At 45.7% G+C, this 25,497-nt stretch carries 28 protein-coding genes and 1 other RNA gene; 23 read left to right on the forward strand and 6 right to left on the reverse strand.

Annotation, left to right across the window (positions count from 1 at the left end):
* Position 1: 1 nt before the first annotated feature.
* The 4 genes from NXS09_RS07445 to rpsI all read left to right on the forward strand — a co-directional run bounded on the left by NXS09_RS07445 (position 2) and on the right by rpsI (position 1,510).
* Entirely contained in the window at positions 2-298 is a 297-nt protein-coding gene (locus NXS09_RS07445; RefSeq protein WP_259291923.1) for a cell division protein ZapA, read from the forward strand.
* 23 nt (positions 299-321) lie between these two features.
* A non-coding RNA gene (gene ssrS, locus NXS09_RS07450) (6S RNA) lies at positions 322-500 on the forward strand.
* A gap of 179 nt (positions 501-679) precedes the next feature.
* Positions 680-1,108, forward strand: a complete 429-nt coding sequence (gene rplM, locus NXS09_RS07455; protein ID WP_259291924.1) for a 50S ribosomal protein L13 — start codon at positions 680-682, stop codon at positions 1,106-1,108.
* 9 nt (positions 1,109-1,117) lie between these two features.
* Positions 1,118-1,510 (forward strand): 30S ribosomal protein S9, encoded by a 393-nt coding sequence (gene rpsI / locus NXS09_RS07460; RefSeq protein ID WP_259291925.1) that lies wholly within the window; start codon positions 1,118-1,120, stop codon positions 1,508-1,510.
* Between the two features lie 258 nt (positions 1,511-1,768).
* Here the strand turns inward: rpsI and NXS09_RS07465 are convergent, their stop codons facing one another.
* Positions 1,769-2,425: an OmpA family protein gene (locus NXS09_RS07465; RefSeq protein ID WP_259291926.1), complete on the reverse strand. Its 657-nt coding sequence runs from the start codon at positions 2,423-2,425 to the stop codon at positions 1,769-1,771.
* Between the two features lie 164 nt (positions 2,426-2,589).
* Between NXS09_RS07465 and glyQ the strand changes: the two genes are divergently transcribed.
* The 19 genes from glyQ to NXS09_RS07560 all read left to right on the forward strand — a co-directional run bounded on the left by glyQ (position 2,590) and on the right by NXS09_RS07560 (position 21,257).
* Positions 2,590-3,495 carry a glycine--tRNA ligase subunit alpha gene (gene glyQ / locus NXS09_RS07470; RefSeq protein WP_259291927.1) on the forward strand — a complete coding sequence of 302 codons (906 nt, stop codon included), beginning with the start codon at positions 2,590-2,592 and terminating at the stop codon, positions 3,493-3,495.
* 74 nt (positions 3,496-3,569) lie between these two features.
* Positions 3,570-5,630 (forward strand): glycine--tRNA ligase subunit beta, encoded by a 2,061-nt coding sequence (glyS, locus tag NXS09_RS07475; RefSeq protein ID WP_259291928.1) that lies wholly within the window; start codon positions 3,570-3,572, stop codon positions 5,628-5,630.
* Positions 5,631-6,110: 480 nt separating this feature from the next.
* Positions 6,111-7,352, forward strand: coding sequence for a glycine betaine/L-proline ABC transporter ATP-binding protein ProV (gene proV, locus NXS09_RS07480; RefSeq protein ID WP_259291929.1), 1,242 nt, complete (start codon positions 6,111-6,113; stop codon positions 7,350-7,352).
* A 105-nt stretch (positions 7,353-7,457) separates the two neighbouring features.
* Positions 7,458-8,510, forward strand: coding sequence for a glycine betaine/L-proline ABC transporter permease ProW (proW, locus tag NXS09_RS07485; protein WP_259291930.1), 1,053 nt, complete (start codon positions 7,458-7,460; stop codon positions 8,508-8,510).
* Positions 8,511-8,569: 59 nt separating this feature from the next.
* The gene (gene proX, locus NXS09_RS07490; protein WP_259291931.1) at positions 8,570-9,607 is read left to right on the forward strand and encodes a glycine betaine/L-proline ABC transporter substrate-binding protein ProX; all 1,038 of its coding nucleotides are present in this window, start codon (positions 8,570-8,572) and stop codon (positions 9,605-9,607) included.
* A 122-nt stretch (positions 9,608-9,729) separates the two neighbouring features.
* On the forward strand, positions 9,730-10,164 hold the full coding sequence (locus tag NXS09_RS07495) for a DUF7832 domain-containing protein (RefSeq protein WP_259291932.1): 435 nt from the start codon (positions 9,730-9,732) through the stop codon (positions 10,162-10,164).
* A gap of 136 nt (positions 10,165-10,300) precedes the next feature.
* Entirely contained in the window at positions 10,301-11,332 is a 1,032-nt protein-coding gene (locus NXS09_RS07500; protein WP_259291933.1) for a WaaS/CpsH family glycosyltransferase, read from the forward strand.
* A complete protein-coding gene (locus NXS09_RS07505; protein WP_259291934.1) occupies positions 11,329-12,363 on the forward strand; it encodes a WaaS/CpsH family glycosyltransferase in 1,035 nt (344 codons plus the stop codon). Before NXS09_RS07500 ends, NXS09_RS07505 begins: the two co-directional genes overlap by 4 nt.
* 17 nt (positions 12,364-12,380) lie before the next feature.
* On the forward strand, positions 12,381-12,788 hold the full coding sequence (locus NXS09_RS07510; RefSeq protein WP_259291935.1) for a sugar 3,4-ketoisomerase: 408 nt from the start codon (positions 12,381-12,383) through the stop codon (positions 12,786-12,788).
* Positions 12,789-12,790: 2 nt separating this feature from the next.
* Complete coding sequence (locus tag NXS09_RS07515; protein ID WP_259291936.1) at positions 12,791-13,264, forward strand: acyltransferase; 474 nt, start codon at positions 12,791-12,793, stop codon at positions 13,262-13,264.
* On the forward strand, positions 13,248-14,351 hold the full coding sequence (locus tag NXS09_RS07520; RefSeq protein WP_259291937.1) for a DegT/DnrJ/EryC1/StrS family aminotransferase: 1,104 nt from the start codon (positions 13,248-13,250) through the stop codon (positions 14,349-14,351). Before NXS09_RS07515 ends, NXS09_RS07520 begins: the two co-directional genes overlap by 17 nt.
* Before the next feature lie 18 nt (positions 14,352-14,369).
* Positions 14,370-15,422 carry a glycosyltransferase family 2 protein gene (locus tag NXS09_RS07525; RefSeq protein ID WP_259291938.1) on the forward strand — a complete coding sequence of 351 codons (1,053 nt, stop codon included), beginning with the start codon at positions 14,370-14,372 and terminating at the stop codon, positions 15,420-15,422.
* A gap of 13 nt (positions 15,423-15,435) precedes the next feature.
* Positions 15,436-16,512, forward strand: coding sequence for a dTDP-glucose 4,6-dehydratase (gene rfbB / locus NXS09_RS07530; protein WP_259291939.1), 1,077 nt, complete (start codon positions 15,436-15,438; stop codon positions 16,510-16,512).
* The gene (gene rfbA / locus NXS09_RS07535) at positions 16,509-17,387 is read left to right on the forward strand and encodes a glucose-1-phosphate thymidylyltransferase RfbA (RefSeq protein WP_259291940.1); all 879 of its coding nucleotides are present in this window, start codon (positions 16,509-16,511) and stop codon (positions 17,385-17,387) included. Before rfbB ends, rfbA begins: the two co-directional genes overlap by 4 nt.
* Before the next feature lie 115 nt (positions 17,388-17,502).
* On the forward strand, positions 17,503-18,045 hold the full coding sequence (gene rfbC, locus NXS09_RS07540) for a dTDP-4-dehydrorhamnose 3,5-epimerase (protein ID WP_259291941.1): 543 nt from the start codon (positions 17,503-17,505) through the stop codon (positions 18,043-18,045).
* A gap of 76 nt (positions 18,046-18,121) precedes the next feature.
* A complete protein-coding gene (locus NXS09_RS07545) occupies positions 18,122-19,189 on the forward strand; it encodes a glycosyltransferase family 4 protein (RefSeq protein WP_259291942.1) in 1,068 nt (355 codons plus the stop codon).
* A gap of 10 nt (positions 19,190-19,199) precedes the next feature.
* Positions 19,200-19,781, forward strand: coding sequence for a D-glycero-beta-D-manno-heptose 1,7-bisphosphate 7-phosphatase (gmhB, locus tag NXS09_RS07550; protein WP_259291943.1), 582 nt, complete (start codon positions 19,200-19,202; stop codon positions 19,779-19,781).
* Between the two features lie 25 nt (positions 19,782-19,806).
* Positions 19,807-20,544: a lysophospholipid acyltransferase family protein gene (locus NXS09_RS07555; RefSeq protein WP_259291944.1), complete on the forward strand. Its 738-nt coding sequence runs from the start codon at positions 19,807-19,809 to the stop codon at positions 20,542-20,544.
* A 2-nt stretch (positions 20,545-20,546) separates the two neighbouring features.
* Entirely contained in the window at positions 20,547-21,257 is a 711-nt protein-coding gene (locus NXS09_RS07560) for a M48 family metallopeptidase (RefSeq protein ID WP_259291945.1), read from the forward strand.
* 39 nt (positions 21,258-21,296) lie between these two features.
* On the opposite strand, the gene grxD is transcribed toward NXS09_RS07560, so the two are convergent.
* The 5 genes from grxD to NXS09_RS07585 form a co-directional block, all read right to left on the reverse strand.
* Positions 21,297-21,608 carry a Grx4 family monothiol glutaredoxin gene (gene grxD / locus NXS09_RS07565; RefSeq protein WP_259291946.1) on the reverse strand — a complete coding sequence of 104 codons (312 nt, stop codon included), beginning with the start codon at positions 21,606-21,608 and terminating at the stop codon, positions 21,297-21,299.
* 53 nt (positions 21,609-21,661) lie between these two features.
* Positions 21,662-22,576, reverse strand: coding sequence for a DMT family transporter (locus NXS09_RS07570; RefSeq protein ID WP_259291947.1), 915 nt, complete (start codon positions 22,574-22,576; stop codon positions 21,662-21,664).
* Between the two features lie 26 nt (positions 22,577-22,602).
* Entirely contained in the window at positions 22,603-23,646 is a 1,044-nt protein-coding gene (gene argC, locus NXS09_RS07575) for an N-acetyl-gamma-glutamyl-phosphate reductase (RefSeq protein WP_259291948.1), read from the reverse strand.
* 132 nt (positions 23,647-23,778) lie between these two features.
* Complete coding sequence (locus NXS09_RS07580) at positions 23,779-24,933, reverse strand: NnrS family protein (RefSeq protein ID WP_259291949.1); 1,155 nt, start codon at positions 24,931-24,933, stop codon at positions 23,779-23,781.
* A 173-nt stretch (positions 24,934-25,106) separates the two neighbouring features.
* Entirely contained in the window at positions 25,107-25,472 is a 366-nt protein-coding gene (locus NXS09_RS07585; protein ID WP_259291950.1) for a hemerythrin domain-containing protein, read from the reverse strand.
* Between the last annotated feature and the right edge of the window lie 25 nt (positions 25,473-25,497).

Below are 25,497 nucleotides of genomic sequence, written 5' to 3' on the forward strand. Positions count from 1 at the left end.
CATGAGTATCGAACAAGTGAATCTGGATATTATGGGCCGCTCCTTCACCATCGGCACCCCCACAGAAGAAAAAGCCACCCTGATGCAAGCCGTTAACATGTTGAATGAAAAGTTTAATACGATTAGACAAAACGGACGTATCGTCGAAACCGACAAGATTTTGATTATGGCCGCATTGAACTTGGTACACGACTTATTAAAAATGTCGATGAAAGATGATTTGGCAATCGGTGATTTTGAGCGTAAAATAACCGACATGACTAATGCTTGTGAAAAAGTTTTATCAAAAATAAACTGAATCAAACAAGTGTTAAAACTTTTATATCCCTGCGGTGTTCGCGACGGCATATATTCCTTTGAACCAATACGTTCGCTTAAGGTTGCCGAGAGTTTGCAGTGGGCGTGCGCGTCTTCACAGATGAACCCGAAACTGCCCGTGGTGACCGCCTTGTCTACAAGGTTCAAGCGGATTCAGCCGAAACGGCATATGCGGGGATACCCTTTTAAAAGCACCGTGTTAACACGGTGCTTTTTCTCTATCACCGCAAAAACAACATAACGGTGGCAAACCCGCCATATAGCGCCCCGTATCCATGCCCGAGAAAATCTATTCAGATTGACAGCCGCTAAAATCATCTATAAAATTGGCAGCTTTCTATATCTATCTGGATTACCCCTTATGAAAACCTTTTCAGCCAAGCCGCATGAAGTAAAGCGCGAGTGGTTTGTGGTTGACGCCCAAGACAAAGTTTTGGGTCGCGTTGCCGCAGAAATCGCACGTCGTTTGCGCGGCAAACATAAGCCCGAATATACCCCCCACGTTGACACCGGCGATTACATTATCGTCATCAATGCAGACAAATTACGCGTTACCGGTAAAAAAGCGTTGGATAAAAAATACTATCGCCACTCAGGCTACCCCGGCGGTATCTACGAGCGCAATTTCACCGAAATGCAAAACCAATTCCCCGAGCGTGTTTTGGAAAAAGCCGTAAAAGGCATGTTGCCCAAAGGCCCCTTAGGCTACGCCATGATTAAAAAATTAAAAGTGTATGCCGGCTCAGAGCACGGTCATGCAGCCCAACAACCCAAAGTTTTGGAAATCTAAGGACACGACATGAACGGTAAATACTATTACGGCACAGGCCGCCGAAAAAGTTCAGTGGCTCGTGTATTCTTACAAAAAGGCACTGGTCAAATTATTGTAAACGGCCGCCCGGTTGACGAATTTTTCGCCCGCGAAACCAGCCGCATGGTCGTGCGCCAACCTTTGGTTCTGACTGACAACGCAGAAGCATTCGATATTAAAGTGAATGTTATCGGCGGCGGTGAAACCGGCCAATCAGGTGCGATTCGTCACGGCATTACCCGTGCATTGATCGACTATGATGCCGCTTTGAAACCGACACTTTCACAAGCCGGCTTCGTTACCCGCGATGCGCGTGAAGTTGAACGTAAAAAGCCCGGTCTGCGCAAAGCACGTCGTGCAAAACAATTCTCCAAACGTTAATTTGTTTTGGAAACTTATTCAAAAATCCCTGCCATGCAGGGATTTTTTATATATTGATTTTACAGCTTCAAAAGAATCGACAATATTAACGCCAATCTCAAGTTTTCATATCCTTACAAGCCATCCTAAACAGGATACCAAAGGCCGTCTGAAAAAATATTCCCTCATAAACCTCAAAATAAAAAAATCAGGCGGCGAACATTATTTTGCCCACCGCCCGATTTGCCAAATAAATTACAATAGCAATACTATAACCAATTATTCCAATATCACTTCTACACGGCGAGCTTCGGCACGATTGCCCGTACCGGTTGCATTTTCAGGTTTACGCAATTCGATTTGCGATTCCGGCACGCCCAAGCCCAATAAAGCATTGCGCACGGCAAAGGCTCGGTCTTTAGACAATGATTCATTCTGAGCCTGATTGCCGGTGGCATCATGGAAACCGGAAATCACCGCTTTTTTACCCTCTTTCACACCGGCCAATACATCTTGCAGCGCGTCTTGCGCATTAGCCGCTAAATCGGATTTTCCTGAAGCAAAATAAAATTTAACCACACCATTTTCTACAACCACTACGGCACCGTTATCCACCTCTTCTTCAGATGATGCCAACAATTGCTCCGCAACCGCATCGGTTAATGCTGCAGATGCCGCTGTTTCTTCGGGCACAACTGCCAATGCTTCCACTTCGCTGGCATCCTCATTAACAACAGCCGGTTCGGGTATAACCTCTTGCTCCTCAACCACCATCACTTCGGAAGCTGCCGCATCATAGCCCGGAGAACCTTCGATTTTACCGTTTTCCCAGCCCCATACCGCATAGAAAAGAATCGATAAAACAGCAAGCCCGGCAGCACCGCCGGCAATCCATAAGCCAATCCGTTGCTCTTTATGGTTATCGTTATCAGACATTCCTTAATTCCCTCTAAAAATAAATCAATTAAAAACCAGCCACATTATACTCAAAAATCGACTATAAAAAAGCATTTAGGTTCCGCCAAGCCTACCCAAACCAGCAGCGAAACAGTAGAATACCATCTTTTATTTCCAACAAAATCATCAGACAGAACGCCATCATGCTCACCTTCCAACAAATCATCTTCAAATTACAAACTTTCTGGGCCGAACGCGGCTGCACCATTATCCAACCATTCGATATGGAAGTCGGCGCCGGCACCAGCCACCCCGCCACATGTTTACGCGCCCTCGGCCCCGAGCCTTGGTTTGCCGCCTATGTCCAACCCAGCCGCCGCCCCAAAGACGGCCGCTACGGCGACAACCCCAACCGCCTGCAACATTACTATCAATTCCAAGTGGCCTTAAAACCCGCCCCTGCCGATATCCAAGAACAATATCTGGATTCATTACGCGAATTGGGCATCGACCCCAAAGTACACGATATCCGTTTTGTAGAAGACGACTGGGAAAACCCTACTCTCGGCGCTTGGGGTTTAGGTTGGGAAGTATGGCTCAACGGCATGGAAGTGACCCAATTCACCTATTTCCAACAAGTCGGCGGCATCGACTGCTCACCCGTACTCGGCGAAATCACCTACGGCATCGAACGCTTGGCCATGTATTTGCAGGGTGTAGAAAACGTATACGACCTCGTATGGTCGAAAACCCCCGACGGCCAAACCGTTACCTACGGCGATGTATACCATCAAAACGAAGTCGAACAATCCACCTACAATTTCGAATACAGCGATGCCGATTGGCTGCTGCAACAATTCAACGACTACGAAGCCCAAGCCAAACGCCTGCTTGCCGTTGAAGACACCAGCCTAGCACTACCCGCCTACGAATTGGTGCTCAAAGCCGGCCACACTTTCAACCTATTGGACGCACGCGGTGCCATTTCCGTGACCGAACGGGCAACCTATATCGGCCGTATCCGCACCTTAAGCCGCATCGTGGCACAAAAATTCGTTGAAAGCCGTGAGAAACTAGGCTTCCCATTGATTAAAAATCAAGCTGCTTAAATTGATTTTCAGACGGCCTATTCAATAAAACAGGCCGTCTGAAAACACATAAATGTATACAGAAAGTCTTAACAATGACCTCAACCCTATTAATCGAACTCCGCACCGAAGAGTTGCCGCCCAAAGCACTCAACACACTGGGCAACCACCTAGCCGCTTCCGTTGCCGAAGGCTTGGCCAAAGCGCAATTAATCGACGGTGAAACCGAATATACCGCTTATGCCTCACCGCGCCGTTTGGCCGTACAAGTGAAAAATGTTAAAGCGGTTCAGGCCGACCAACATATTGTGAAAAAAGGCCCTGCCGTTGCCAATGCCATGAAAGACGGTGCGCCGACCAAAGCCCTTGAAGGCTTCGCCCGCTCTTGCGGCGCCGATATTGCCGACCTAAAAATCATTCACGACGGTAAACAAGATGTTTATGCGCATGAGTTTACCCAACAAGGTAAAGCGCTGGCCGAATTATTGGCCGACATCTTAAACCAAGCCATTAAAAAACTGCCTATTCCTAAAGTGATGCGCTGGGGCAGCAGCACCCATACTTTTGTGCGCCCTGTTCACGGTTTAGTAGTGATGCATGGCGCCGACACGGTTCCGGCCGAAGTATTGGGTTTAACCAGCGGCAACACCACCCTCGGCCACCGTTTCCTTTCAGACGGCCTCATCACCTTAACCAATGCCGATAACTATGCCAAACAAATGCGCGATGCAGGCAAAGTGATTGCTTCGTTTGCCGAACGCAAAGCCGCGATTCAGACGGCCTTAACCGAACAAGCAGGCCGTCTGAATGCCCAAGTAGCCGCCGATGAAGCCTTATTAGACGAAGTAACCGCTTTGGTTGAATGGCCGGTTGTACTTGAAGCCGGGTTTGAAGGCCACTTCTTAGCCGTGCCGCAAGAGTGCCTGATTCTCACCATGCAGCAAAACCAAAAATACTTCCCGCTGCTGGATCAAAACGGCAAACTGATTAACCGCTTCTTATTGGTTTCCAACTTAGAAGCCGATGATCCTTCGCATATTATCCAAGGCAATGAGCGTGTATTGCGCGCCCGTTTGGCCGATGCGGAATTTTTCTACAAGCAAGACCAAAAAGCCACCTTAGAAAGCCGCCTGCCCAAACTGGCCAATGTGGTTTATCACAATAAAATCGGTTCGCAAGCCGAGCGTATCGAACGCCTACAAAGCATTGCCGCCTATATTGCCAAAGGCTTGGGAGCGGATGCCGCCGTAGCCGAGCGTGCCGCCCGCTTGGCCAAGGCCGATTTGGTCACCGAAATGGTTGGCGAGTTCCCCGAACTGCAAGGCACGATGGGCAAATATTATGCCCGCTTAGATGGCGAAACCGATGAAATCGCCGATGCTATCGAACAGCACTACCAACCGCGCTTTGCCGGCGATGCTTTGCCCGCAAGCCCTACCGCTACCGCCGTGGCATTGGCCGACAAATTGGAAACACTAATCGGCATTTGGGGCATTGGCCTGATTCCTACCGGCGATAAAGACCCCTACGCCCTACGCCGTGCCGCATTGGGTGTATTGCGTATGCTGATGGACAACAATCTGGATATCAACGAACTATTAGAAGTGGTATATCAAAGCTTCCCGCAAGGCAAACTTTCGGAAAACACCACCGCAGAAGTGGCAGACTTTATGCAGGCACGTTTGGCCGTATTGCTGCAAAACGATTATCCGCACGATATTGTAGCGGCCATCTTAGCGAAAAAGCCAAGCCGTTTAAACGACTTAACCGCCAAATTGCAAGCCGTTGCCGCTTTCAAACAGCTACCCGAAGCCGCCGCTCTGGCTGCCGCCAATAAACGCGTGCAAAACTTATTGAAAAAAGCCGACGGCGCACTGGGCGCGGTCAATGCCGATCTGTTGGCGCAAGACGAAGAAAAAGCCTTGTTTACCGCCGCAACCGCTTTACAGCCGAAGATTGAAGCGGCATTAGGTAATCAAGACTTTCAGACGGCCTTAACCGAGCTGGCCGCCATCAAGCCGCAGGTGGATGCATTTTTCGATAATGTTATGGTGATGGCAGACGATGCGGCAGTGAAACAAAACCGTCTCAATCTGCTCAACCAACTGGCGCAGCTGATGAACGCAGTGGCCGATATTGCATTATTAAGCGAATAGTTAATTTCATCTCTTTGATTTAAAAAAATTAATGCAAACCCAATCTATAGAAATCGGTGCAGAATCCATCTGCTCCGATTTTTTATTTTATTATTTTTTTCTTATAACCACCCTATTCCTTTGGAAATGAAATTTTTTCATTTTTAGTAAACCACACTCCCCCATCTCTATATGCAGCCCACCTACCCCTATATGCTCAGAAACAGATAACATTCATATTTGAATGAAAATAAATTGTTTTAAAATAAGTATCGAAAATATATTTTTATTTTAAAAAATAAATTAAATTTCATAAATAAATGATTATATAAAATATTATTATAATCATGCCGTCTGAATTGGCATATTAAAACCCAAGCTGTTTCATAGTTTTTGACACTCAAAAACACGGAAATGAATTGAAAAACTCAATGTTTATACTTGAATAATCACTCGAAATTCTGTAATCTTATAGAATAAACAACCAACTAGAATTTTGAAATGTCTGAACAATCTACCCAAGCCAAGCTTACGGTTAAAAATCTTTATAAGATTTTCGGCCCGAACCCCAAAGCAGCACTCAAACTGCATAGCAAAGGATTGGAAAAAGAAGAAATCTTTGCCGAAACCGGCAGTACCGTCGCCGTTGCCGATGTCAACCTTGAAATTTACGAAGGTGAAATTTTTGTCATTATGGGCTTATCCGGCTCAGGAAAATCCACATTAGTCAGACTATTTAACCGTTTGATTGAGCCTAGCCAAGGGCAGGTATTGATTGACGGTGAAGATGTCGTTGCCATGAGCGATGCACGGTTAAGGCAAGTGCGCCGTGAAAAAATCAGTATGGTTTTTCAATCTTTCGCACTCATGCCGCATTTAACCAACCGCCAAAATGTTGCCTTTGGCCTTGAACTTGCCGGCGTGCCGGAAGCCGAACGAAACGAGCGCGCCCAAGTTGCCTTGGATCAGGTCGGCTTGGGGGCATACGGGGAAAGTTATCCGGACGAATTATCCGGCGGTATGCGCCAACGTGTCGGCTTGGCACGCGCCTTAGCCAATGATCCCGCTATTTTATTAATGGATGAAGCTTTTTCCGCACTAGACCCGCTGATTCGTACCGAAATGCAAGACGAGCTGATTCACTTGCAAGCTCGCGACAAACGCACCATCATTTTTATTTCACATGATTTAGACGAAGCCATGCGCATCGGCAACCGTATTGCCATTATGCAAAACGGCTCTGTCGTACAAGTCGGCACCCCCGATGAAATTCTCAGACAACCGGCCAATGATTATGTCCGTTCGTTTTTCAAAGAAGTCAATGTTTCCCAAGTTTATACCGCCGGTGATTTGGCACGCCGTACCCAACTGACTTTCCCGCACCGTGCCGGCCAAGCCAATATGCGCAGTTTTTTAAAACGCATGAGCGAAAACGACCGCGACTACGGCTTCCTGCTGGATGAAGACAAACATTTTATGGGCGTTATTTCCGTTGAATCGCTTAAAGAAGCCATCACCAAAGAAAAACCGATTCAATCGGCCGTTTTGCCGGATTTGGAAGCAGTGCCTGCTGATACACCGATACGCGATATGTTTAACACTGCCGCCCGTTTCCCCTGCCCCGTTCCGATTGTCGATGCCGATGGACGGCATGTCGGCTCCATCAGCAAAGCGGTACTACTCGAAACATTAAGCCCACCTGAAGAACCGGAAACCGAAGAAGCCAAAGCAACCGAAGCATAAAAAACTTTTTCAGACGGCCTCTTTTTCAGACGGCCCGCCGATAATCCGCATAACAGATATTCAATACTTTCTGTCCGCCACAATATTAAGAAAGGACAAACAATAATGGCCAGTAATCCTTGGGGAAGTGCTTCCCCCGCCGACGCAGACAATGCCGCTTCAGCAGTAAGCACCGCATCACAGGCAACCGATACCTCTTCCATACTTTCCGCCGGCGATGCCGTCGAACAACCGTTTTCTTTACTACACCCTTTCGACCACGCACAAATCCCGTTAGACAAATGGGTAGAGCAAATTGTCGGCTGGATCGTACAAAATTTCCGCGGCTTTTTTTCGGCCATCAAAACCCCTGTCGATTGGACGCTATCCTCTATCGAAAGTGCTTTACAATCCCTGCCTGCATTGGCGCTGGTTGCCATTATGGTGCTTCTGGCTTGGCAGTTATCCGGCAAAAAACTGGCTTTAGGCACACTCATCGGCATGCTGTTTATCGGCTTTATCGGCGCATGGTCGGAAATGGTCACCACCTTATCGCTGGTGATTACCACCGTGCTTTTCTGTATGTTAATCGGCATTCCCACCGGCATTGCCATGGCCAGCAGTGAAAAACTGGCCAAAGTCTTACGCCCTATTTTAGATGCCATGCAGACCACACCCGCTTTCGTTTATTTGGTGCCGATTGTGATGTTGTTCGGTATCGGTAATGTACCCGGTGTGGTGGTCACCATTATTTTTGCCGTTCCGCCCGTTATCCGCCTAACCAACTTAGGTATCCGCCAAGTGCCGGAAGACTTAATCGAAGCCGCCCATTCATTCGGCGCAGACAATAAACAAATGCTGTTTAAAGTCCAACTGCCATTGGCCATGCCAACCATAATGGCCGGCGTAAACCAAACCCTGATGCTCAGCCTTTCTATGGTGGTAATTGCTTCCATGATTTCAGTAGGCGGCTTGGGCTTAATGGTATTGCGCGGTATCGGCCGCTTGGATATCGGCTTGGCTTCTATCGGCGGCTTGAGTATTGTGATTATGGCCATCGTGCTCGACCGCATGACCCAATCACTCGGCCAAAGCAACCGCAGCCGTGTAAACCGCTGGTATCACACCGGCCCCGTCGGCTTGCTGACACGCCCGTTTAGAAGCAAAAGCACCAACTAATTTTAAACAACACTATTTCTCATTAAATACATTCAATAAACCTACAAAGGAGTAAGAATATGAATAAAACTTTATCATTAACCCTAATGGCTACCGCCTTTGCTTTCGGTTTATCCGCCTGTGGAAACCAACCGCAAGAGGCCGCCCAGTCTTCCAACGACACGGCCACCGAACAAAGCCAACCCGGTAAAGGTGTGAGCGTACAGGCATTGCACAGCCCGATTTCCGAAGAAAGTTTCCAAACACTGGTGATTAACAACCTGCTGAAAGAGTTGGGCTATGATGTTCAGCCGGTTAAAGAAGTAGATTACAGCGCCGCCTATACCGCCATTGCCAATGGCGATGCCACTTATCACACTGTTAACTGGGATCCGCTGCACAACGAAATGTATAAAAATGCCGGTGGTGATGACAAATTCTACCGCGAAGGCAACTATATCAGCGGTGCTGCACAAGGCTACCTCATCGATAAAAAAACTGCCGACCAATACAATATTACTAATATCGAACAATTTAAAGATCCTGCAATCGCCAAATTATTCGACACCGACGGCGATGGCAAGGCCGATTTAACCGGCTGCCAAGCAGGCTGGGGATGTGAGGCCGTTATCGAATATCAGCTTGACGCTTTTAAACTGCGCGACAATATTACCCACAAACAAGGCCAATATGCTGCGATTATTTCCGATACCATCACCCGCTATAACGACGGCCAACCGGTGTTTTACTATACTTGGACACCCTATTGGGTATCCGGCAAATTAGTACCGGGTAAAGATGTCGTATGGCTGCAAGTGCCTTCAAGCGCCAACCCCAGAAATGAAGACACCACCGCACCCGATGGCAAAAACTATGGCTTTGCCGTGAATAGCGAGCGCATCGTTGCCAATAAAGCCTTTGCAGCCGAAAACCCGGCGGCAGCCAAATTATTTGCCATTGCCGAGCTTCCCCTTGAAGACGTAAATGCTGAAAATACCCTGATTGCCGATGGCGAAAGCAGCCCCGAGCAAATTCAGCAACATGCCGACAACTGGATTAAAGCCCACCGTGATACCGTAGATAAATGGTTGGCAGAAGCACGCGCGGCAACGAAATAATCTCTGCTTGAGAAAAAAGCATTGCAAATTTTAAGCCCGACTGAAAAAATTTTTCAGTCGGGCTTTTGCTATTGGCAACAATGTTATAATCACCCCTACAAAATGTCTGAAAGCCGTGTGCCATGTATGACCATATTTCTTTTCATACCGAAGAAAACTACCCTGCCGACCTACCTGAAACCAATGCCGCCCACCATATCGGCTATTACTACGCTTGGGCCGTATCGCAAGACCTACACAGCCCCGAAGCCGAAAGCCTGCCGCAATTCGAAGCACTGCAACGCGGCGCTATTTCAGGTGCCGAATTCGTACTCAACCAATTAAAAGGCGGCATAGATGAAACCTGCTTCAACGACTTAGGCAACCGCTTCACACAATACTATTACAACGACGATGAAGAAGGCTACGGCAGCTTTTTAACCGACTACTTCCTCACACTCGGCATCGAAGATGAAAACGGCTTTTACCATACTGCAAACACACCTGCCATCCAACAACGTCTGAATCCGGTGTTTCAGACGGCCTTCGAGCAATGGCTGCATAGCTTGAGGCCATAAACAACCCCAATAATTATATTTAAAACAATCCAACCAATAACAATACCCATACCTCACATAAAATTAATCAATGGGAACCGGCCTACGTTATTTTGAAAAACCGTTTCAAGCACTAATATTCATTCCAAAAATTTATATGGCGACAAAAACAATTTTACTAGGCATGCCCGAAGTATCCGAACTTTACAAGCTCATTGAAGCAAACCTACGGTTTAAAGGTTTCCATGTTATCAATATAATAGAAGACAGCTTATCTTTCCGTTATCCGTCTTTTCATAGTCACTTATATGTCAAATACCGCAAACTGATATGCAAAGACACCTACGCAAAAAAACAACTTCAATGGCAAGTTCTTCAGAAAAATATTGCCCGAAAAATCGAACAAGCAGGCGGGTTGGATTATGCCCTATTTATCAGCGGCGATATTTACAGTAAAACATTTTTAGAATTTATACGCGGCCAGAGCCGCAACGGCATTGTGAATTACCAATTCGACGGGTTACACCGTTGCCCCGCCATATACCCTTTAATCGATGCCTTTGATCGGTTTTATGTGTTCGACCCCGATGATTTGGCCAAAAATAAACACCTCTTTTTACCGGCCACCAATTTCTATTTCGACCATAAACTAACCGAACCCCTGCCCCAAACCGAAAATGATTTCTATTTTATCGGCGTTCATGTACCTTCCCGCCAAGCATTTATCAACCGCTTCGCCCAAATAGCCGAACAACACAATTGGAAAATAGATTTTAATATTGCGTGGAAAAGAAACCCCAAAAAGGGCAGACAACTTTATCCGCAACACAATATCAATCTAATCAAACAACCGCTAAGTTTTGCCGCCAATCAACAACGCGCCTTACAAAGCAAAGTACTGGTAGACTTTGTGGTTAGCGAACACAAAGGGCTTTCGTTTCGGGTATTTGAAGCCTTAGGTTTCAATAAAAAACTGATTACCACCAACGCCGACGTTGCACACTATGATTTTTACCACCCCGACAATATATTGATATTAAATAATCAAAACTGGCATGAAATCCATCACTTCCTCAACACGCCCATGCACCCCGTACCGGAAGAAATCCGCACTAAATACAGCTTTTCCAATTGGATAAACTATATTTTAGATATCGAACCCCATTCCAAAATAAGCCTGCCGCTATGAGCAAAACAATTATTCTCGCCATGCCTCCCGTGATGGGAATCGAACAAGCCATTATCAGAAACCTTAAATTTCATGGCTTTGAAGTGATTGAGATTATTTATCAAGAGCCGAAATACCGCTATCCGTCGCTTTGGGCTATGCTGAAGAAGTTTTTTCATTACACATTATTGAAAAATAAAAATTACCGCAAAGAATTACGGTTTAGCGTTGTCAAACCTGAATTTGAAGACAAATTAAACCGAATCGACAAAAAAGCCGACTATTGCTTATGCCTTTGGCCCGCACACTTTCCCAACTCCCTTATGCAAATGATGAGGGATAAAGCGGAAGTGATGGTTCACTACAATTGGGAAAGCTTGGATTTTTTTAAAGAAGATTTCGACAAACTGCCCTACTTTGACCATTTCTACTTTTTTGATCCGAAAGATATGGGCCGCTATCCCGAATACGGTTTCAAACCCATCACCAGCTTTTATTTTGATGACGATACCGAAACCGAATCAAATAACAGCTTATTTTTCCTCGGTTCATACTCGCCCAACAGGGTTGAAGATATACGCAGCTTTCATGCTGCCGCAGAAAAAACAGGCTTACCGATAGATTTCCAATTAGCATGCCCGAATCCCGAAACAGTGCAGCAAGAGTTGAATCTCACCGGCGTTCACTGCTTTTCCTCGCACCATGCCGTTCCCTATCCTAAGTATTTGGAAATGGCCAAACAGGCCGGCGTTTTAATAGACTTTCTAAATACCAAGCATTACGGCTTATCGCTTAGAACTTTTGAGGCCATTGGTTTTCGGAAAAAGCTGATTACAACCAACCCTACGGTGGTACATTATGATTTTTACCATCCCGATAATATCTTGGTATGGACGGGTAATAACCATCAACAATTAATTGATTTTTTAAATACCCCTTATGTAGAATTACCAGAACATATCCGTAAAAAATACGGTTTTAAGAATTGGTTGGATTTTGTTTTTGACCGGCCGCCTTATCAAGCTATTCATTTACCGTCTATTAATACTTAAAATCTTTTAAGGTTTTTATGAAAATAAAATTATTGTCCTTGCAAAGCCATGGAGACGAAAGAGGCTCGCTTATTGCTTTAGAGCAAGATAAAAATATTCCTTTTATAATCAAAAGGGTTTATTACCTTTATGGAACAAAACCGGGTATTTCCCGTGGCTTTCATGCTCATAAGCATTTATCGCAAGTAGCCATAGCAGTGAGGGGCTCTTGCCGTTTTGTATTAGATGACGGTAAAGAAAAAATCAATGTGGTTTTAGATAACCCTGCCCAAGGCTTATTAATAGAGTCTAATATTTGGCGGGAAATGCATGATTTCTCGGAAGATTGCGTTTTAATGGTACTGGCTAGCGAACTATACGACGAATCAGATTATATTAGAAATTATGATGATTTTTTAAATGCGGTTAATAAAACGGAAGTCTGACCATGATTCATCCTTTAAGTGATGTACACACTCAATCTATAGGTGAAAATACAAAAATATGGCAATTCTCGGTAGTGTTAAAAGGCGCCCGAATTGGCGATAATTGCAATATTTGCGCACATACATTTATAGAAAACGATGTTACTATCGGCAATAATGTTACCTTAAAATCAGGTGTCTATTTATGGGACGGCACGATTATCCATGATAATGTTTTTATCGGACCCAATGCGACTTTTACCAATGACAAACATCCGCGCTCAAAACAATATCCGGACAACTTTCCTGTTATCACTATTGAAGAAGGCGCCTCTATCGGCGCCAATGCAACCATTCTTCCCGGCATTACTATCGGGCGTTTTGCTATGGTGGGCGCGGGCGCGGTGGTAACTAAGAATGTACCGGAGTTTAGTATTGTTGTCGGAAATCCGGCCAAAGTGATTGGGAAAGTGGAAGAATATGATCAAATTTCTTGATTTAAAAAAGATTAATGAACAATATCAACAAGAATTAAAAGAAGCCTGTTCCCGTGTGATTGATTCCGGCTGGTATCTTTTAGGCCGAGAGTTAGAAAATTTTGAAGCCGAATTCGCCCGATTTTGCGGTACCCAATATGCGGTTGGCGTAGCTAATGGTTTAGATGCGCTTACCTTAGTACTTCAAGCGTGGAAAGAGCTCGGTTATATCGAAGACAGCGATGAAGTTATTGTGCCTGCCAATACCTATATTGCCAGCATTTTAGCTATTACAGCAAACAACTTAACCCCTGTTTTGGTAGAACCGGATATTCATACTTACAATATTGACCCTCAAAAAATCCCCGAAGCCATTACGCCCAAAACCAAAGCGATATTACCTGTTCATTTATACGGGCAATTGGCAGATATGCCTGCTATTATGCAAATCGCCCAAGAATATAACTTATTGGTTTTAGAGGATTGCGCCCAATCTCATGGCGCACACATCTACAATAAAAAAGCCGGCAGTTGGGGGCATGCCGGTGCTTTTAGTTTTTATCCCGGAAAAAATCTGGGGGCTTTAGGTGATAGCGGTGCAATTACAACAGATAATAAAGAACTTGATGAAGTATTGAGAGCCTTAAGAAACTATGGTTCTCACGAGAAATATAAAAATATTTATCGCGGCACCAACAGCAGATTGGACGAAATTCAGGCCGCCATGCTGCTTGTGAAATTAAAATATTTGCAAAACGAAATTCAACTCAGACAATCCGTGGCCGATAAATATATCCAAGGCATCCGCAATCCCCATATTGTTTTGCCTCATATATTTGAAAAAACCGCCCATGTGTGGCATTTATTTGTGATTAGAAGCGCTAAACGCGATGCATTGCAGCAATACCTGAATCAACATGGCATACAAACCATTATTCATTATCCCATTCCGCCGCACAAACAAGTATGTTATGAATATTTGGACACATTAAGTTTACCGATTACCGAATCCATTCATAAGGAAGTTATTTCCCTACCCATCAGCCCGGTTATAACAGAGGAAGAAATCAATCGGGTTATCGGGATTTGCAACCAATTTAATCATTAATGAAAAAGCATTATTATAATGAATAGCCCCCTATTATCTATTTGCTGCTTAGGCTACAACCACGCACATTTTCTTAAAGAAAATTTAGCGTCTATTGCTAAAATTGATTACCCCAATATTGAAGTAATCGCCATTGATGACGGTTCATCGGATAACAGCTCGGAATTATTGCATGAACTGAGTAAAACCACCCCGTTCCCTTTAACCGTTATCGCCCAAGAAAACACAGGGAATATCGGTAAAAATTTTAATAGGGCTTTAGCTAAAGCTTCCGGTGATTTGGTAACTTTTATTGCTTTAGACGATGTTTTTAACCCTAAAGTCGTGTTATCAGAAATCCATCAAATGATTCAAAGTGAAAACTTGGCATTTATTGCATCCACTGATGCTTATCCGATTAATGATGATGGTTTTTTAATAAATACATCTATTCACCTACCTCTAAAAAATAAAACCGATGTTTCCATCCAAGATCTTTTAAATATTGAATATTCCCATTTTGGCGGTTTTTATATTCAAGGCAGTATTTTTAGAGCTAACCTAGTTCATGAAATCGGTGGTTTTGATGAAGATATGACAGGTGACGATATTGTTTTACGCACCAAATTATTTAAATATTTACTCAATCATAAAGGCTGGTCTTTTAAACTTATTCAAGAGCCAAGTGTTTTTTACAGACTACATGACAATAACGTACATAAAAATACAGTTCGACAAATTAAAATCGTAACTGAATATTTAAATAAATATTGGCCTGACAGTGCATCTCCTCCAATTTTATTAAACTGGGTTGAATCTGTTATAAAAGATAAACCCCTAAATGAATCTATACCAATATTTTCTATGAATCGTCGCGCCGGCCTTCTATCAAAGGAACCGCGCATTATTTCAGCTATCGAAAAGAAAGTTTTAAAAGATAATAATAAATTTAGAAAAATAAAAAAATTCTTTTATAAAAAAGAAAAAATCAGTGAATCGATAAGGAAAATTACTTTGTTAAACCATTTCAGTTTTCAGTACGATAATAAAAAATCAAATAGCGCGACAAAACATTATTCAGAATATTTTTAACGACCGAACAAACATGAAAATTTTAATAACAGGCGGTGCCGGCTTTATCGGTTCGGCAGTAATCCGCCATATTATCAACCACACCCAAGACAGTGTGGTCAATCTTGATAAGCTCACTTACGCCGGTAATTTGGCATCGTTAGCCACAATTGCCGACAGCCCTCGTTATGTATTCGAGCAAGCGGATATTGGCGACCGTGCTGTACTCGACCGTATTTTCAAACAATACCAACCGGATGCCGTGATGCATCTGGCGGCGGAAAGCCACGTTGACCGCTCCATCGACGGCCCGGCAGCTTTTATCGAAACCAATATTGTCGGCACTTATACTTTATTGGAAGCGGCTAGGGCTTACTGGCAGCAGATGCCGTCTGAAAAACAATCGACATTCCGCTTTCATCATATTTCCACCGATGAAGTTTATGGTGATTTGCACGGCTCGGATGCGTTGTTTACCGAAACCACACCCTATGCCCCCAGCAGCCCTTATTCCGCATCGAAAGCCTCCAGCGATCATCTGGTTCGGGCTTGGCAACGTACTTACGGGCTGCCTACCATTATCACCAATTGCTCCAATAACTACGGCCCTTATCATTTTCCGGAAAAACTGATTCCGTTGATGATACTTAATGCCTTAGCCGGCAAGCCCTTGCCCGTATATGGCGACGGTTTGCAAATCAGGGATTGGCTGTTTGTCGAAGATCATGCCCGCGCCCTTTATACCGTGATAACAGAAAGTGCCCCTGCCGAAACCTATAATATCGGCGGTTATAATGAAAAAACCAATCTCGAAGTGGTGCAAACCATTTGCACCTTGCTGGAAGAGTTGGCACCTGAAAAACCCAAAGGTGTTACAGCGTATCGGGATTTAATCACTTTTGTTGCCGACCGGCCCGGCCATGATATGCGCTACGCCATAGATGCCGCTAAAATCGGCCGCGAACTTGGCTGGAAACCGCAGGAAACCTTTGAATCCGGCATGCGCAAAACCGTTATCTGGTATTTGCAAAACCGTGAATGGTGGCAAAACATCCTCAACGGTTCTTACCGATTAACACGTTTGGGTACGCAAACAGGAGCACAAAAATGAAAGGCATTATTTTAGCCGGCGGTTCGGGCACAAGGTTATACCCGATTACGCGCGGCGTATCCAAACAACTGTTGCCGGTATATAACAAACCGATGATTTATTATCCGCTATCGGTATTGATGTTGGCAGGCATACAGGATATTTTGGTGATTACCACACCCGAAGATAACGCAGCATTCAAGCGTTTATTGGGTGACGGTAGTGATTTCGGCATCCGCCTCAGCTATGCCGAGCAGCCCAGCCCCGATGGTTTGGCGCAAGCTTTTATTATCGGCGAAGAATTTATCGGCGATGATAATGTTTGTCTGGTATTGGGCGATAATATTTTTTACGGTCAGTCGTTTACCCAAACCTTACAGCAAGCCGCCGCACGCCAAAACGGTGCAACTGTTTTTGCCTATCAGGTTAAAGATCCGGAGCGTTTCGGCGTTGTGGAATTTGATGAAACCTTCAAAGCCCTTTCCATTGAAGAGAAACCCAAGCAGCCGAAATCGGATTGGGCGGTAACCGGCCTTTATTTCTATGATAACCGTGTGGCGGAATTTGCCAAACAGGTGAAACCATCCGCACGCGGCGAATTGGAAATTACCAGCATCAACCAAATGTATCTTGAAGACGGTTCGTTGAACGTTCAGCTTTTAGGCCGCGGCTTCGCATGGCTGGATACCGGCACACATGAAAGCCTGAATGAAGCGGCGGCTTTTGTGAAAACCATAGAGCACCTGCAAAATCTTCAAGTGGCCTGTTTGGAAGAAATCGCTTGGCGCAACGGCTGGCTTTCAGACGGCCTTTTGAAAACCCTAGCCGAACCGATGTGTAAAAACGAATACGGGCAATATTTAATGCGCTTATTGAAAAGCCGCAACCATTCTTAAAAATTATACCGTCTGTTTTATCCGCTTTATTTACCATCAGCATAAACAATAGGTTTTTGATACCGGATATATAACAGCATGTACCTATTACCATCAAACCATACAGTCTATTATTATGAATATCATCCACACCGATATTGCCGATGTCAAAATTCTCGAACCTAAAGTATTTGGCGATGAGCGCGGTTTTTTTATGGAAACTTTTCGCGACGAATGGTTTAAAGCGAATGTCTGTAATCGGACGTTCGTCCAAGAAAACCAGTCTAAATCGGCTGCCGGTGTTTTACGCGGCCTGCACTACCAAACTGCGAATACACAAGGCAAGCTGGTTCGCGTGGTTGCCGGCAGTATCTTCGATGTTGCCGTGGATTTGCGCCGCACTTCGCCGACATTTAAACATTGGGTAGGGGTAGAGCTTTCCGCCGAGAACAAACGGCAGCTTTGGGTTCCCGAAGGTTTTGCCCACGGCTTTTACGTTTTGGGTGAAAGTGCCGAATTGGTTTATAAATGTACCGATTACTACAACCCGCAAGCCGAACATTCGTTATTATGGAACGACCCCGCCATTAACATCAGTTGGCCGCTTAAAAATCAACCGATACTGTCAAATAAAGATGCCGATGGTAAAACATTGGCAGACGCCGTTTTATTTGATTAAATTAAAATAAAGCCATCTATTTCAGACGGCCTGTTAAGTTATCAGGCCGTCTGAAAACATACAGAGCACCATACTCATGACCGAAAACATTGCCATCAGCATTAACCGTTTCAGCCGCGGCGGCGGTATGGAAAGCTATACTTTCGATTTGGTGCGTGCCTTTTCCGCCCAAAACCATCGTATCCGTATTTATGCAACAAAATTCGACACCACACTACCGGAATACGCGCAAATTGATCCGCAACTGATTAATCAGAAACACACTCCGAAAAAGTTACGGCCGTTTTTCTTTACACACCAGCTTCAAAAATGCCGACTGGCAAACGAGCGACTTATTGCCTGCAACCCTAGCGACCATGCCGATATTTTTATCTGCGGCGGCACCCATTTAGGCCATGTAAACAATATGGCACCACAAACCAACCTTATGAAGAGGTTGCTGGATCGATTCATTATCCACCGCAACCGCACCAACTACCGCACCGCAAAATCCATTATGGCGCATTCGGCACTCATGGCACGCGAATTAAACGAACTTTATGGCGTGCCGTCTGAAAAAATCCATGTAGTGTATCCACCTGCCGATACCGAACGTTTCTCACCTGCTTCGCCGGAAGAAATTGCCGCCATTCGCGCACGATACGGATTCAAAGATTACGAAACCGTTTTTCTGTTTCCCTCTACCGGGCATAAGCGAAAAGGTTTTGATATGTTGGCCGATTTTTTCACGCAAACCGATCTGCCGGTGAAACTTGCCGTAGCCGGCTCACCGCTGCCCCGGCCAATGAAAAACATTATCGAACTCGGTTTCTGTAAAAATATGCCCGAACTTTACCGCGCCGCCGACTACACCATTATGGCCTCGCTATACGAGCCTTTCGGTTTGGTCGGCGTAGAATCGCTGTTAAGCGGCACCCGTGTTGTATTGGCAGATAATATCGGTAGTGTTGAAGTAATGAACGATAAGGCCGGATTCTTTTTCTCGCGTACCAACCCTGAAACTTTGGCCGATGCCATACAAAAAGCAGTCGCACTGAAAGAAAGTGACAAGCACAAACTAACCAACCCTACCGAAGCGTTAACCTACAACCCTTCGTTACAAGCACATTTTATCGCGCTTCAAGCCATGCTTGAGGCCGTCTGAAAGGCATACGATGAAACTGATTATTCTCGACCGCGACGGTGTTATCAACCAAGACCGCGACGATTTTGTAAAATCCGTTGATGAGTGGGTACCGCTAAACGGCAGCATGGATGCCATCGCCTTTCTCACCGAAGCCGGTTATACCGTTGCCGTGGCCACCAACCAATCGGGCATAGGCCGCAAACTGTTTACCATGCAGGATTTAACCGAAATGCACAATAAAATGCACCGCTTGGTTTTACAGGCCGGCGGCAGAATAGAAGGCATTTGGTTTTGCCCGCATATGGCCGATGATCATTGCGAATGCCGCAAGCCTAAACCCGGCATGATTATCGATATTTTAGACCGCTTTAAGGCGGATGCCGCTTCAACTTGGTTAGTCGGCGATAGTTTGCGCGATTTACAAGCCATTGCCGCAGTGGGCGGCAAGCCCGCATTGGTATTAACCGGAAAAGGCAAAAAAACCTTGGCTCAACATGGCGACGATCTGCCGGAAAATACACAAATTTTTAATGACTTGCTCGATTTTTCCCAATACCTGATGCGTCAAGAAACACAACAGACTGCTGCCGATGAAACAGAGGCCGTCTGAAACCCTGATTTAAGAAAGATTTTTTATGCTTTATATCCGTAATCTGATTTACTGGCTGGTATTGGTGCTTATCACCCCGCCGATGTTTCTGCTGATTCTGCCCGCCGCCCTAATACCCAAAGGGGCCAACCGTGTCGGACGGGCATGGGCTTTGATTTTAATGTGGCTGCTTAAAAATGTTATCGGTCTGAAATACCGCGTTATCGGGCGTGAAAACATCCCTGCGCAACCATCGATTATTTGCAGCAAACACCAATCCGGTTGGGAAACATTGGCATTGCAGGAAGTGTTTCCATTGCAAGTTTATGTAGCCAAAAAAGAATTATTCAAACTGCCGTTTTTCGGTTGGGGTTTGAAAATTGCCAAAACCATCGGTATCGACCGCAAAAATACCGCTCAAGCCAACCGCCAACTGATTGAACAAGGCTTGGCGCGTAAAAAAGAAGGCTTTTGGATTACGATTTTCCCCGAAGGCACACGCATCCCCCCCGGACAACGCGGCCGATACAAACTTGGTGCCGCCCGTATGGCCAAAATGTTTGAAATGGATTTGGTTCCGGTCGCCCTCAACAGCGGCGAATTTTGGCCGCGTAACGCCTTTCTGAAATACCCCGGCGAAATCACTATGGTGATTGGCAAACCCGTTGCCCACGATAGCGATAGTGCCGATAAACTGATGGCAGAATGTGAAAACTGGATTGAAAGCCAACAAAGGCAAATTGAAGGCGCAGGCCCTTTCGCAGCATCCCGCACAAATAACTAACCATGCGCTTTACCCATACCCTTTCAGACGGCCTGAATATACTTATCGAGCTGAAACGCAGCGCTAAGAAAAACATTATCTTACGCCCGCTTTCAACAAACAGTATCCGCCTTAATATTCCCCCGTATGTCAACTCGAAACAGCTTCAATCATGGCTGCGGCAAAACGAAGCCATACTCCGCAAAACCCTCAGCCGTGCACCAACTGCTACCGTGTCGGCTGAGCAAATGCCCGAACATATTCTCTACCGTGGGGCATATCACAAGCTAAACATTCACAACCTGCCCGATATCTATCACGCCCCGCCCAATATCCTATTGCCAGATATACCTTGGCCGCAACAAAAAACACAGCTCAGGCATTACCTAACCGAACGCGCTGCCGAAATTTTGCTGCCGCGCCTGCACTACCATGCCGAAAACTTATCGCTCACGCCTGCCGCTATGGCGTTGAGCAATGCCAAAACCTTTTGGGGCGTATGCCGCAGCCGAACCGGCATACGCCTGAATTGGCGATTAATTGGTGCACCCGATTTTGTGATTGATTATATTTGCATTCATGAATTGTGCCATCTACCCCACCCCAACCACAGCAAACAATTCTGGGCGATGGTAAACCATCATACCCCACACACCCATAATGCCAAACAATGGTTAAAGCAATATGGATCGGAATTATTTTTATTGGATAACACAAACAATCAGGCCGTCTGAAAAATATTCAGACGGCCTAAGCTTTAACACCATGCAAACTTAGGCTTGTTTCAAAGCCTCTTCCAATTCACCAGCTTCATACATTTCCATCATAATATCGGAACCGCCTAAGAATTCACCGTTCACATACAATTGCGGAATGGTCGGCCAATTGCTGTATTCTTTAATGCCTTGGCGCACATCATCGTTTTCCAATACATTAACGGTTACAAAATCATTGCAACCGGCAGCTTGCAAAAGCTGTACCGCACGAGATGAAAAACCGCATTGCGGAAACTGTTTGGTGCCTTTCATAAATAAAACGACACGGTGTGTGTTCACCACTTCTTTGATTTGTTCTTGAATGCTCATATTAATCGACTTCCTGAATAAAAATAAAAAATCAGCCGCTATTATAACGTGCTTTAACCGGCCGACGGTATTTTCCTGCTCCTTTTATTACTTAATATAATGCCACCGAAGATGGTTGCAATACCGATTAAGTGATAAAAATAAAATTTTTCGTTTAATAATGTGACCGCGGCCAACACCCCGAAAACAGGAATCAGATAAATGGTCAGCCCGGCACTCAACGCCCCCACGCGCACGATTAACGCGGTATAGCAGCAATACGCCACCAAAGAGGGGAAAATACCCACATAAGCCAACCCGATAACGGTATGCGAATTCCACACAATCGTTCCGCCACCCGATAATTCCCATAAAGAGAATCCCAACAATATCGGCAAAGCCAACATCATCTGCACGGCCATCAAACCGAAACGGTTGATTTCCAAAGGCATATCACGCATCCATAAGGTATAAAACGCCCAACACACCACCGCTAGAAACATCCATAAATCACCGTCATTCGGATGTAAAGCTAAAATATTGCCCCAATGCCCCTGCACAATAATGGTGACCACCCCAACCAACGACAGCAATAAACCAACTATCTGAAAACGGTTTAATTTTTGGCCGTAAAACAGAGAGCCAATCAGCATAATCAATATTGGGGAACATGAATTCAGCAACAAGAGATTGGTGCCCGAAGTGGTTTGCGCGCCGATATAAACCAACGTATTGAAAGCCGCGATGCCGGTAAGCGCGGTGCCGACCACCCGAACCACATTTTTCCGATAAAGTGCCTTGTCGTGACGGATAATTTTCCACACAAACGGCAATAAAATCATCAGCGAAATCAGCCAACGCCCAAACGATAAAGTCAACGGCGGGAAATCGCCGCGCAAGCTCCTTGCCGCAATCACATTACCCGCCCACAACAGGGGCGGGATGACCAACAACGGCAGATTTTTAAAAATAGAAGTTTGCGCCGTCATGCCTCTTCACTCTCTCTATCAACCTACTATGGCAGCAACGGCACATTACCCAATCCGGCCTGCTCTTCAAAACCAAACATAATATTCATATTTTGAACCGCCTGCCCGGCCGCACCTTTCACCAGATTATCAAGCACGGATAACACAATCCAAACATCTTGCTCCGGCGCGCGCTGCACACTGATACGGCAAAGGTTCGCACCGCGCACACTGCGTGTTTCCGGCGCACTGCCCGACGGCATCACATCGACAAACGGGCTGTTTTCATAAAAACGGCTCAAAATATTGTGCGGATCGGTATCGGGTTGCAAATGCAGATAAATAGTGGCGTGCATACCGCGTATCATCGGCGTTAAATGGGGAACGAAAATAAAATTGTCGGCAATATTGTTTTGCAAACTGTTGATGATTTGTTTGAATTCCGGCAAATGGCGGTGTCCGCCCACGCCGTATGCTTTAAAATTATCGCCCACTTCGCAAAACAAGCTGCCGATATTGCCCTTACGCCCCGAACCTGAAACCCCTGTTTTACAATCGGCAATCAGCGGATAATTCTCTTTCAGACGGCCTTCTTTCAACAATGGCAGCAACGGCAGGGAAACACAAGTCGGATAGCAGCCGGGCACGGCCACCAAGCGTGCATCTTTAATGGCATCATGATTCATTTCACACAAACCATATACCGCATCGGCCACCTCTTTCGGGCTGGTATGGGTGGTGCCATACCATTTTTCCCAAGTCGGAATATCTTTCAAGCGGTAGTCGGCAGATAAGTCGATAACGCGCACACCTTTTTCCAATAAGGCCGGCACGTCTTTCATCGCAACCGCATGCGGAGTGGCAAAAAAGACCACGTCACATTGTTCCAAAGCAGCCTCTTCCGGCGCTTGGAAAGCCAAGTCATACACACCGCGCAGGCTGGGGAAATAATCTGCCACGGCTACGCCCGCTTCACCACGGCTGGTAACGGCGGTGACTTCAACATTGGGATGCGCCGCCAATAAGCGCAATAATTCGACACCGGTATAACCTGTTGCACCGACAATGCCGACTTTGATACGGTTTGTCATTTTAAGCTCCTCAAGATATCAATATCATTATGTAGTACAGTGAAATTGTTAGTATAAGTGCAAACAGGCCGTCTGAAAAGCAACAATCTTTCAGACGGCCTATTCTCTTTAACTTATTCATATTCGGTATGCTTAACCCGGCTTACCATCGGCACGCGGCACCACCAACCACGGGATATAGCGGCAGGCATACAATAATAAAGATAAGGCAAATAAAACCGCCGAGAAACGGATACTATGCGTATAGGCCGTTCCCCCGACAAACACCGCCAAAGTACGCACTAAAGTAGCAGCAACCATCAGCCAAAACGCCAGCGGCATCGGTTTCGGCGCAGGATAAATCGAATGGCCGGTATGCCCCAAGGCTGTACGCGCCATCATGCCGACCGTGAGCAAACCGATACCGCCGACACCGATAAAATGTACGCCCAAACTCAGATAAGCCGGTTTCCATTGTGCCACGCCGACGGTTGCCAAACCCAAAGCCGTAAACAGATAACCGACAAACAAAACCCACAACATCGGTTCACGCAATACCGCTTTATGCCACCAACGGAACACCTGCACAAAATTAATCACACCGGCCGCCAATGCAAACAACGCTGCCAACGGCAACGCCGTCTGAAACAACATCAAAACCGCGGCCAACATCGGCAGAACCAAAGCCGATAAAGCCACCCACATCGGCGTTTGCACTTGCTGAATGCCTAACCGTTTCGAGGTGAAAAACGGCATAATCCGCATACCCACCAAACCGATAAAGCCTGCCATCATAATCAGCCCGGATAATAAACCGTTCAACAACGCCCCTGCCTGAAAAGGCTGCAAATAAAGATGAAAAACCGCATGCGTCAGCCCGAAAACAAACAGTGCCACTACGGCAATATAATTACGCGAATTGCGGCTGCGGATAACCGGCAAAGCCATGCACACCGCCGCATACCAGAAAAATAAAGTGCCGAATACCCCGCTAACCGCCGTACCATACGGAAAATACAATGCAATCCGCGCCACCAGCCAGCAAGCGGCCAATCCGAACAAAGCGGCGCCACGGGTCGGCGGCTGTTTGGTCCAAGTTGCCACCGCCGTTAATAAAAACCCCACCACAACCGCACCGGAATAGCCCCAAATCATTTCATGGGCATGCCAATAAAAACCGGGCATCTCTACCGTACCCAAATAGCCGAAACCCCACAACAACACCGAAATCATCCCGAAAAGTGCGGCCAATATATAAAACGGGCGAAATGCCATCGCCCATACCGGATGAGAAAATAAAGTGTTCATGGTTAAGGTTCCTTATTATCTAATTATCTTCTGATAATGATCATCATACGGGCAGCCTATTTTAAATATTCATATCCCCCAAACAGCCGTCTGAAATACTGAATACTGTTTATTTTGAACCGCTACAATATTATGATTGATTACACTGCTTAGGCCGTCTGAAAAACCATTGCCTAATTCAAAAAAGGCTCGATTGCCGGAAACAATTCCCGCTCTTCAAAACGGGCATGTGCCCGCAAGGTTTGTGCAAATTCGATATTCCAATCGGCATTATCATATTTAGGCTCGGCCATCATTTTTCTTAACACGGCATGATCGGTTTCAAAGCGGCTTTTTAATGCGGCATCGATTTGCGGCCAATGCGGTGCAAATTGCCGCTCCTCAGATAAAAAATGCGCCAATAATTCCGGAATCTGCGCTTCTATTTCGGCCTGATGGCTGATATGGGGTTCGCGCAAAATCCTCAAACACAACACCAGCGCATGATGATGCTCACGGGAAAGTAAAACCAAATCAGGATGGCGTTTTAAAGGCTTCACGGCGGTATCCGCTGGATTATTTTAT

The organism is Neisseria montereyensis, from assembly GCF_024834045.1.
Lineage (GTDB): Bacteria > Pseudomonadota > Gammaproteobacteria > Burkholderiales > Neisseriaceae > Neisseria > Neisseria montereyensis.

Excerpts from the sequence above, each read along its gene's own strand:
- NXS09_RS07560 (WP_259291945.1), top strand. The coding sequence starts at position 20,547 with ATGCGCTTTACCCATACCCTTTCAGACGGCCTGAATATACTTATCGAG.
- NXS09_RS07495 (WP_259291932.1), top strand. The coding sequence starts at position 9,730 with ATGTATGACCATATTTCTTTTCATACCGAAGAAAACTACCCTGCCGAC.
- rfbA (WP_259291940.1), top strand. The coding sequence starts at position 16,509 with ATGAAAGGCATTATTTTAGCCGGCGGTTCGGGCACAAGGTTATACCCG.
- NXS09_RS07545 (WP_259291942.1), top strand. The coding sequence starts at position 18,122 with ATGACCGAAAACATTGCCATCAGCATTAACCGTTTCAGCCGCGGCGGC.
- NXS09_RS07570 (WP_259291947.1), bottom strand. The coding sequence starts at position 22,576 with ATGACGGCGCAAACTTCTATTTTTAAAAATCTGCCGTTGTTGGTCATC.
- NXS09_RS07500 (WP_259291933.1), top strand. The coding sequence starts at position 10,301 with ATGGCGACAAAAACAATTTTACTAGGCATGCCCGAAGTATCCGAACTT.
- rpsI (WP_259291925.1), top strand. The coding sequence starts at position 1,118 with ATGAACGGTAAATACTATTACGGCACAGGCCGCCGAAAAAGTTCAGTG.
- proV (WP_259291929.1), top strand. The coding sequence starts at position 6,111 with ATGTCTGAACAATCTACCCAAGCCAAGCTTACGGTTAAAAATCTTTAT.
- NXS09_RS07505 (WP_259291934.1), top strand. The coding sequence starts at position 11,329 with ATGAGCAAAACAATTATTCTCGCCATGCCTCCCGTGATGGGAATCGAA.
- NXS09_RS07510 (WP_259291935.1), top strand. The coding sequence starts at position 12,381 with ATGAAAATAAAATTATTGTCCTTGCAAAGCCATGGAGACGAAAGAGGC.
- rfbC (WP_259291941.1), top strand. The coding sequence starts at position 17,503 with ATGAATATCATCCACACCGATATTGCCGATGTCAAAATTCTCGAACCT.
- gmhB (WP_259291943.1), top strand. The coding sequence starts at position 19,200 with ATGAAACTGATTATTCTCGACCGCGACGGTGTTATCAACCAAGACCGC.
- argC (WP_259291948.1), bottom strand. The coding sequence starts at position 23,646 with ATGACAAACCGTATCAAAGTCGGCATTGTCGGTGCAACAGGTTATACC.
- NXS09_RS07515 (WP_259291936.1), top strand. The coding sequence starts at position 12,791 with ATGATTCATCCTTTAAGTGATGTACACACTCAATCTATAGGTGAAAAT.
- NXS09_RS07580 (WP_259291949.1), bottom strand. The coding sequence starts at position 24,933 with ATGAACACTTTATTTTCTCATCCGGTATGGGCGATGGCATTTCGCCCG.
- NXS09_RS07520 (WP_259291937.1), top strand. The coding sequence starts at position 13,248 with ATGATCAAATTTCTTGATTTAAAAAAGATTAATGAACAATATCAACAA.
- rfbB (WP_259291939.1), top strand. The coding sequence starts at position 15,436 with ATGAAAATTTTAATAACAGGCGGTGCCGGCTTTATCGGTTCGGCAGTA.
- NXS09_RS07525 (WP_259291938.1), top strand. The coding sequence starts at position 14,370 with ATGAATAGCCCCCTATTATCTATTTGCTGCTTAGGCTACAACCACGCA.
- proX (WP_259291931.1), top strand. The coding sequence starts at position 8,570 with ATGAATAAAACTTTATCATTAACCCTAATGGCTACCGCCTTTGCTTTC.
- grxD (WP_259291946.1), bottom strand. The coding sequence starts at position 21,608 with ATGAGCATTCAAGAACAAATCAAAGAAGTGGTGAACACACACCGTGTC.
- NXS09_RS07465 (WP_259291926.1), bottom strand. The coding sequence starts at position 2,425 with ATGTCTGATAACGATAACCATAAAGAGCAACGGATTGGCTTATGGATT.
- proW (WP_259291930.1), top strand. The coding sequence starts at position 7,458 with ATGGCCAGTAATCCTTGGGGAAGTGCTTCCCCCGCCGACGCAGACAAT.
- glyQ (WP_259291927.1), top strand. The coding sequence starts at position 2,590 with ATGCTCACCTTCCAACAAATCATCTTCAAATTACAAACTTTCTGGGCC.
- NXS09_RS07445 (WP_259291923.1), top strand. The coding sequence starts at position 2 with ATGAGTATCGAACAAGTGAATCTGGATATTATGGGCCGCTCCTTCACC.
- rplM (WP_259291924.1), top strand. The coding sequence starts at position 680 with ATGAAAACCTTTTCAGCCAAGCCGCATGAAGTAAAGCGCGAGTGGTTT.
- glyS (WP_259291928.1), top strand. The coding sequence starts at position 3,570 with ATGACCTCAACCCTATTAATCGAACTCCGCACCGAAGAGTTGCCGCCC.
- NXS09_RS07555 (WP_259291944.1), top strand. The coding sequence starts at position 19,807 with ATGCTTTATATCCGTAATCTGATTTACTGGCTGGTATTGGTGCTTATC.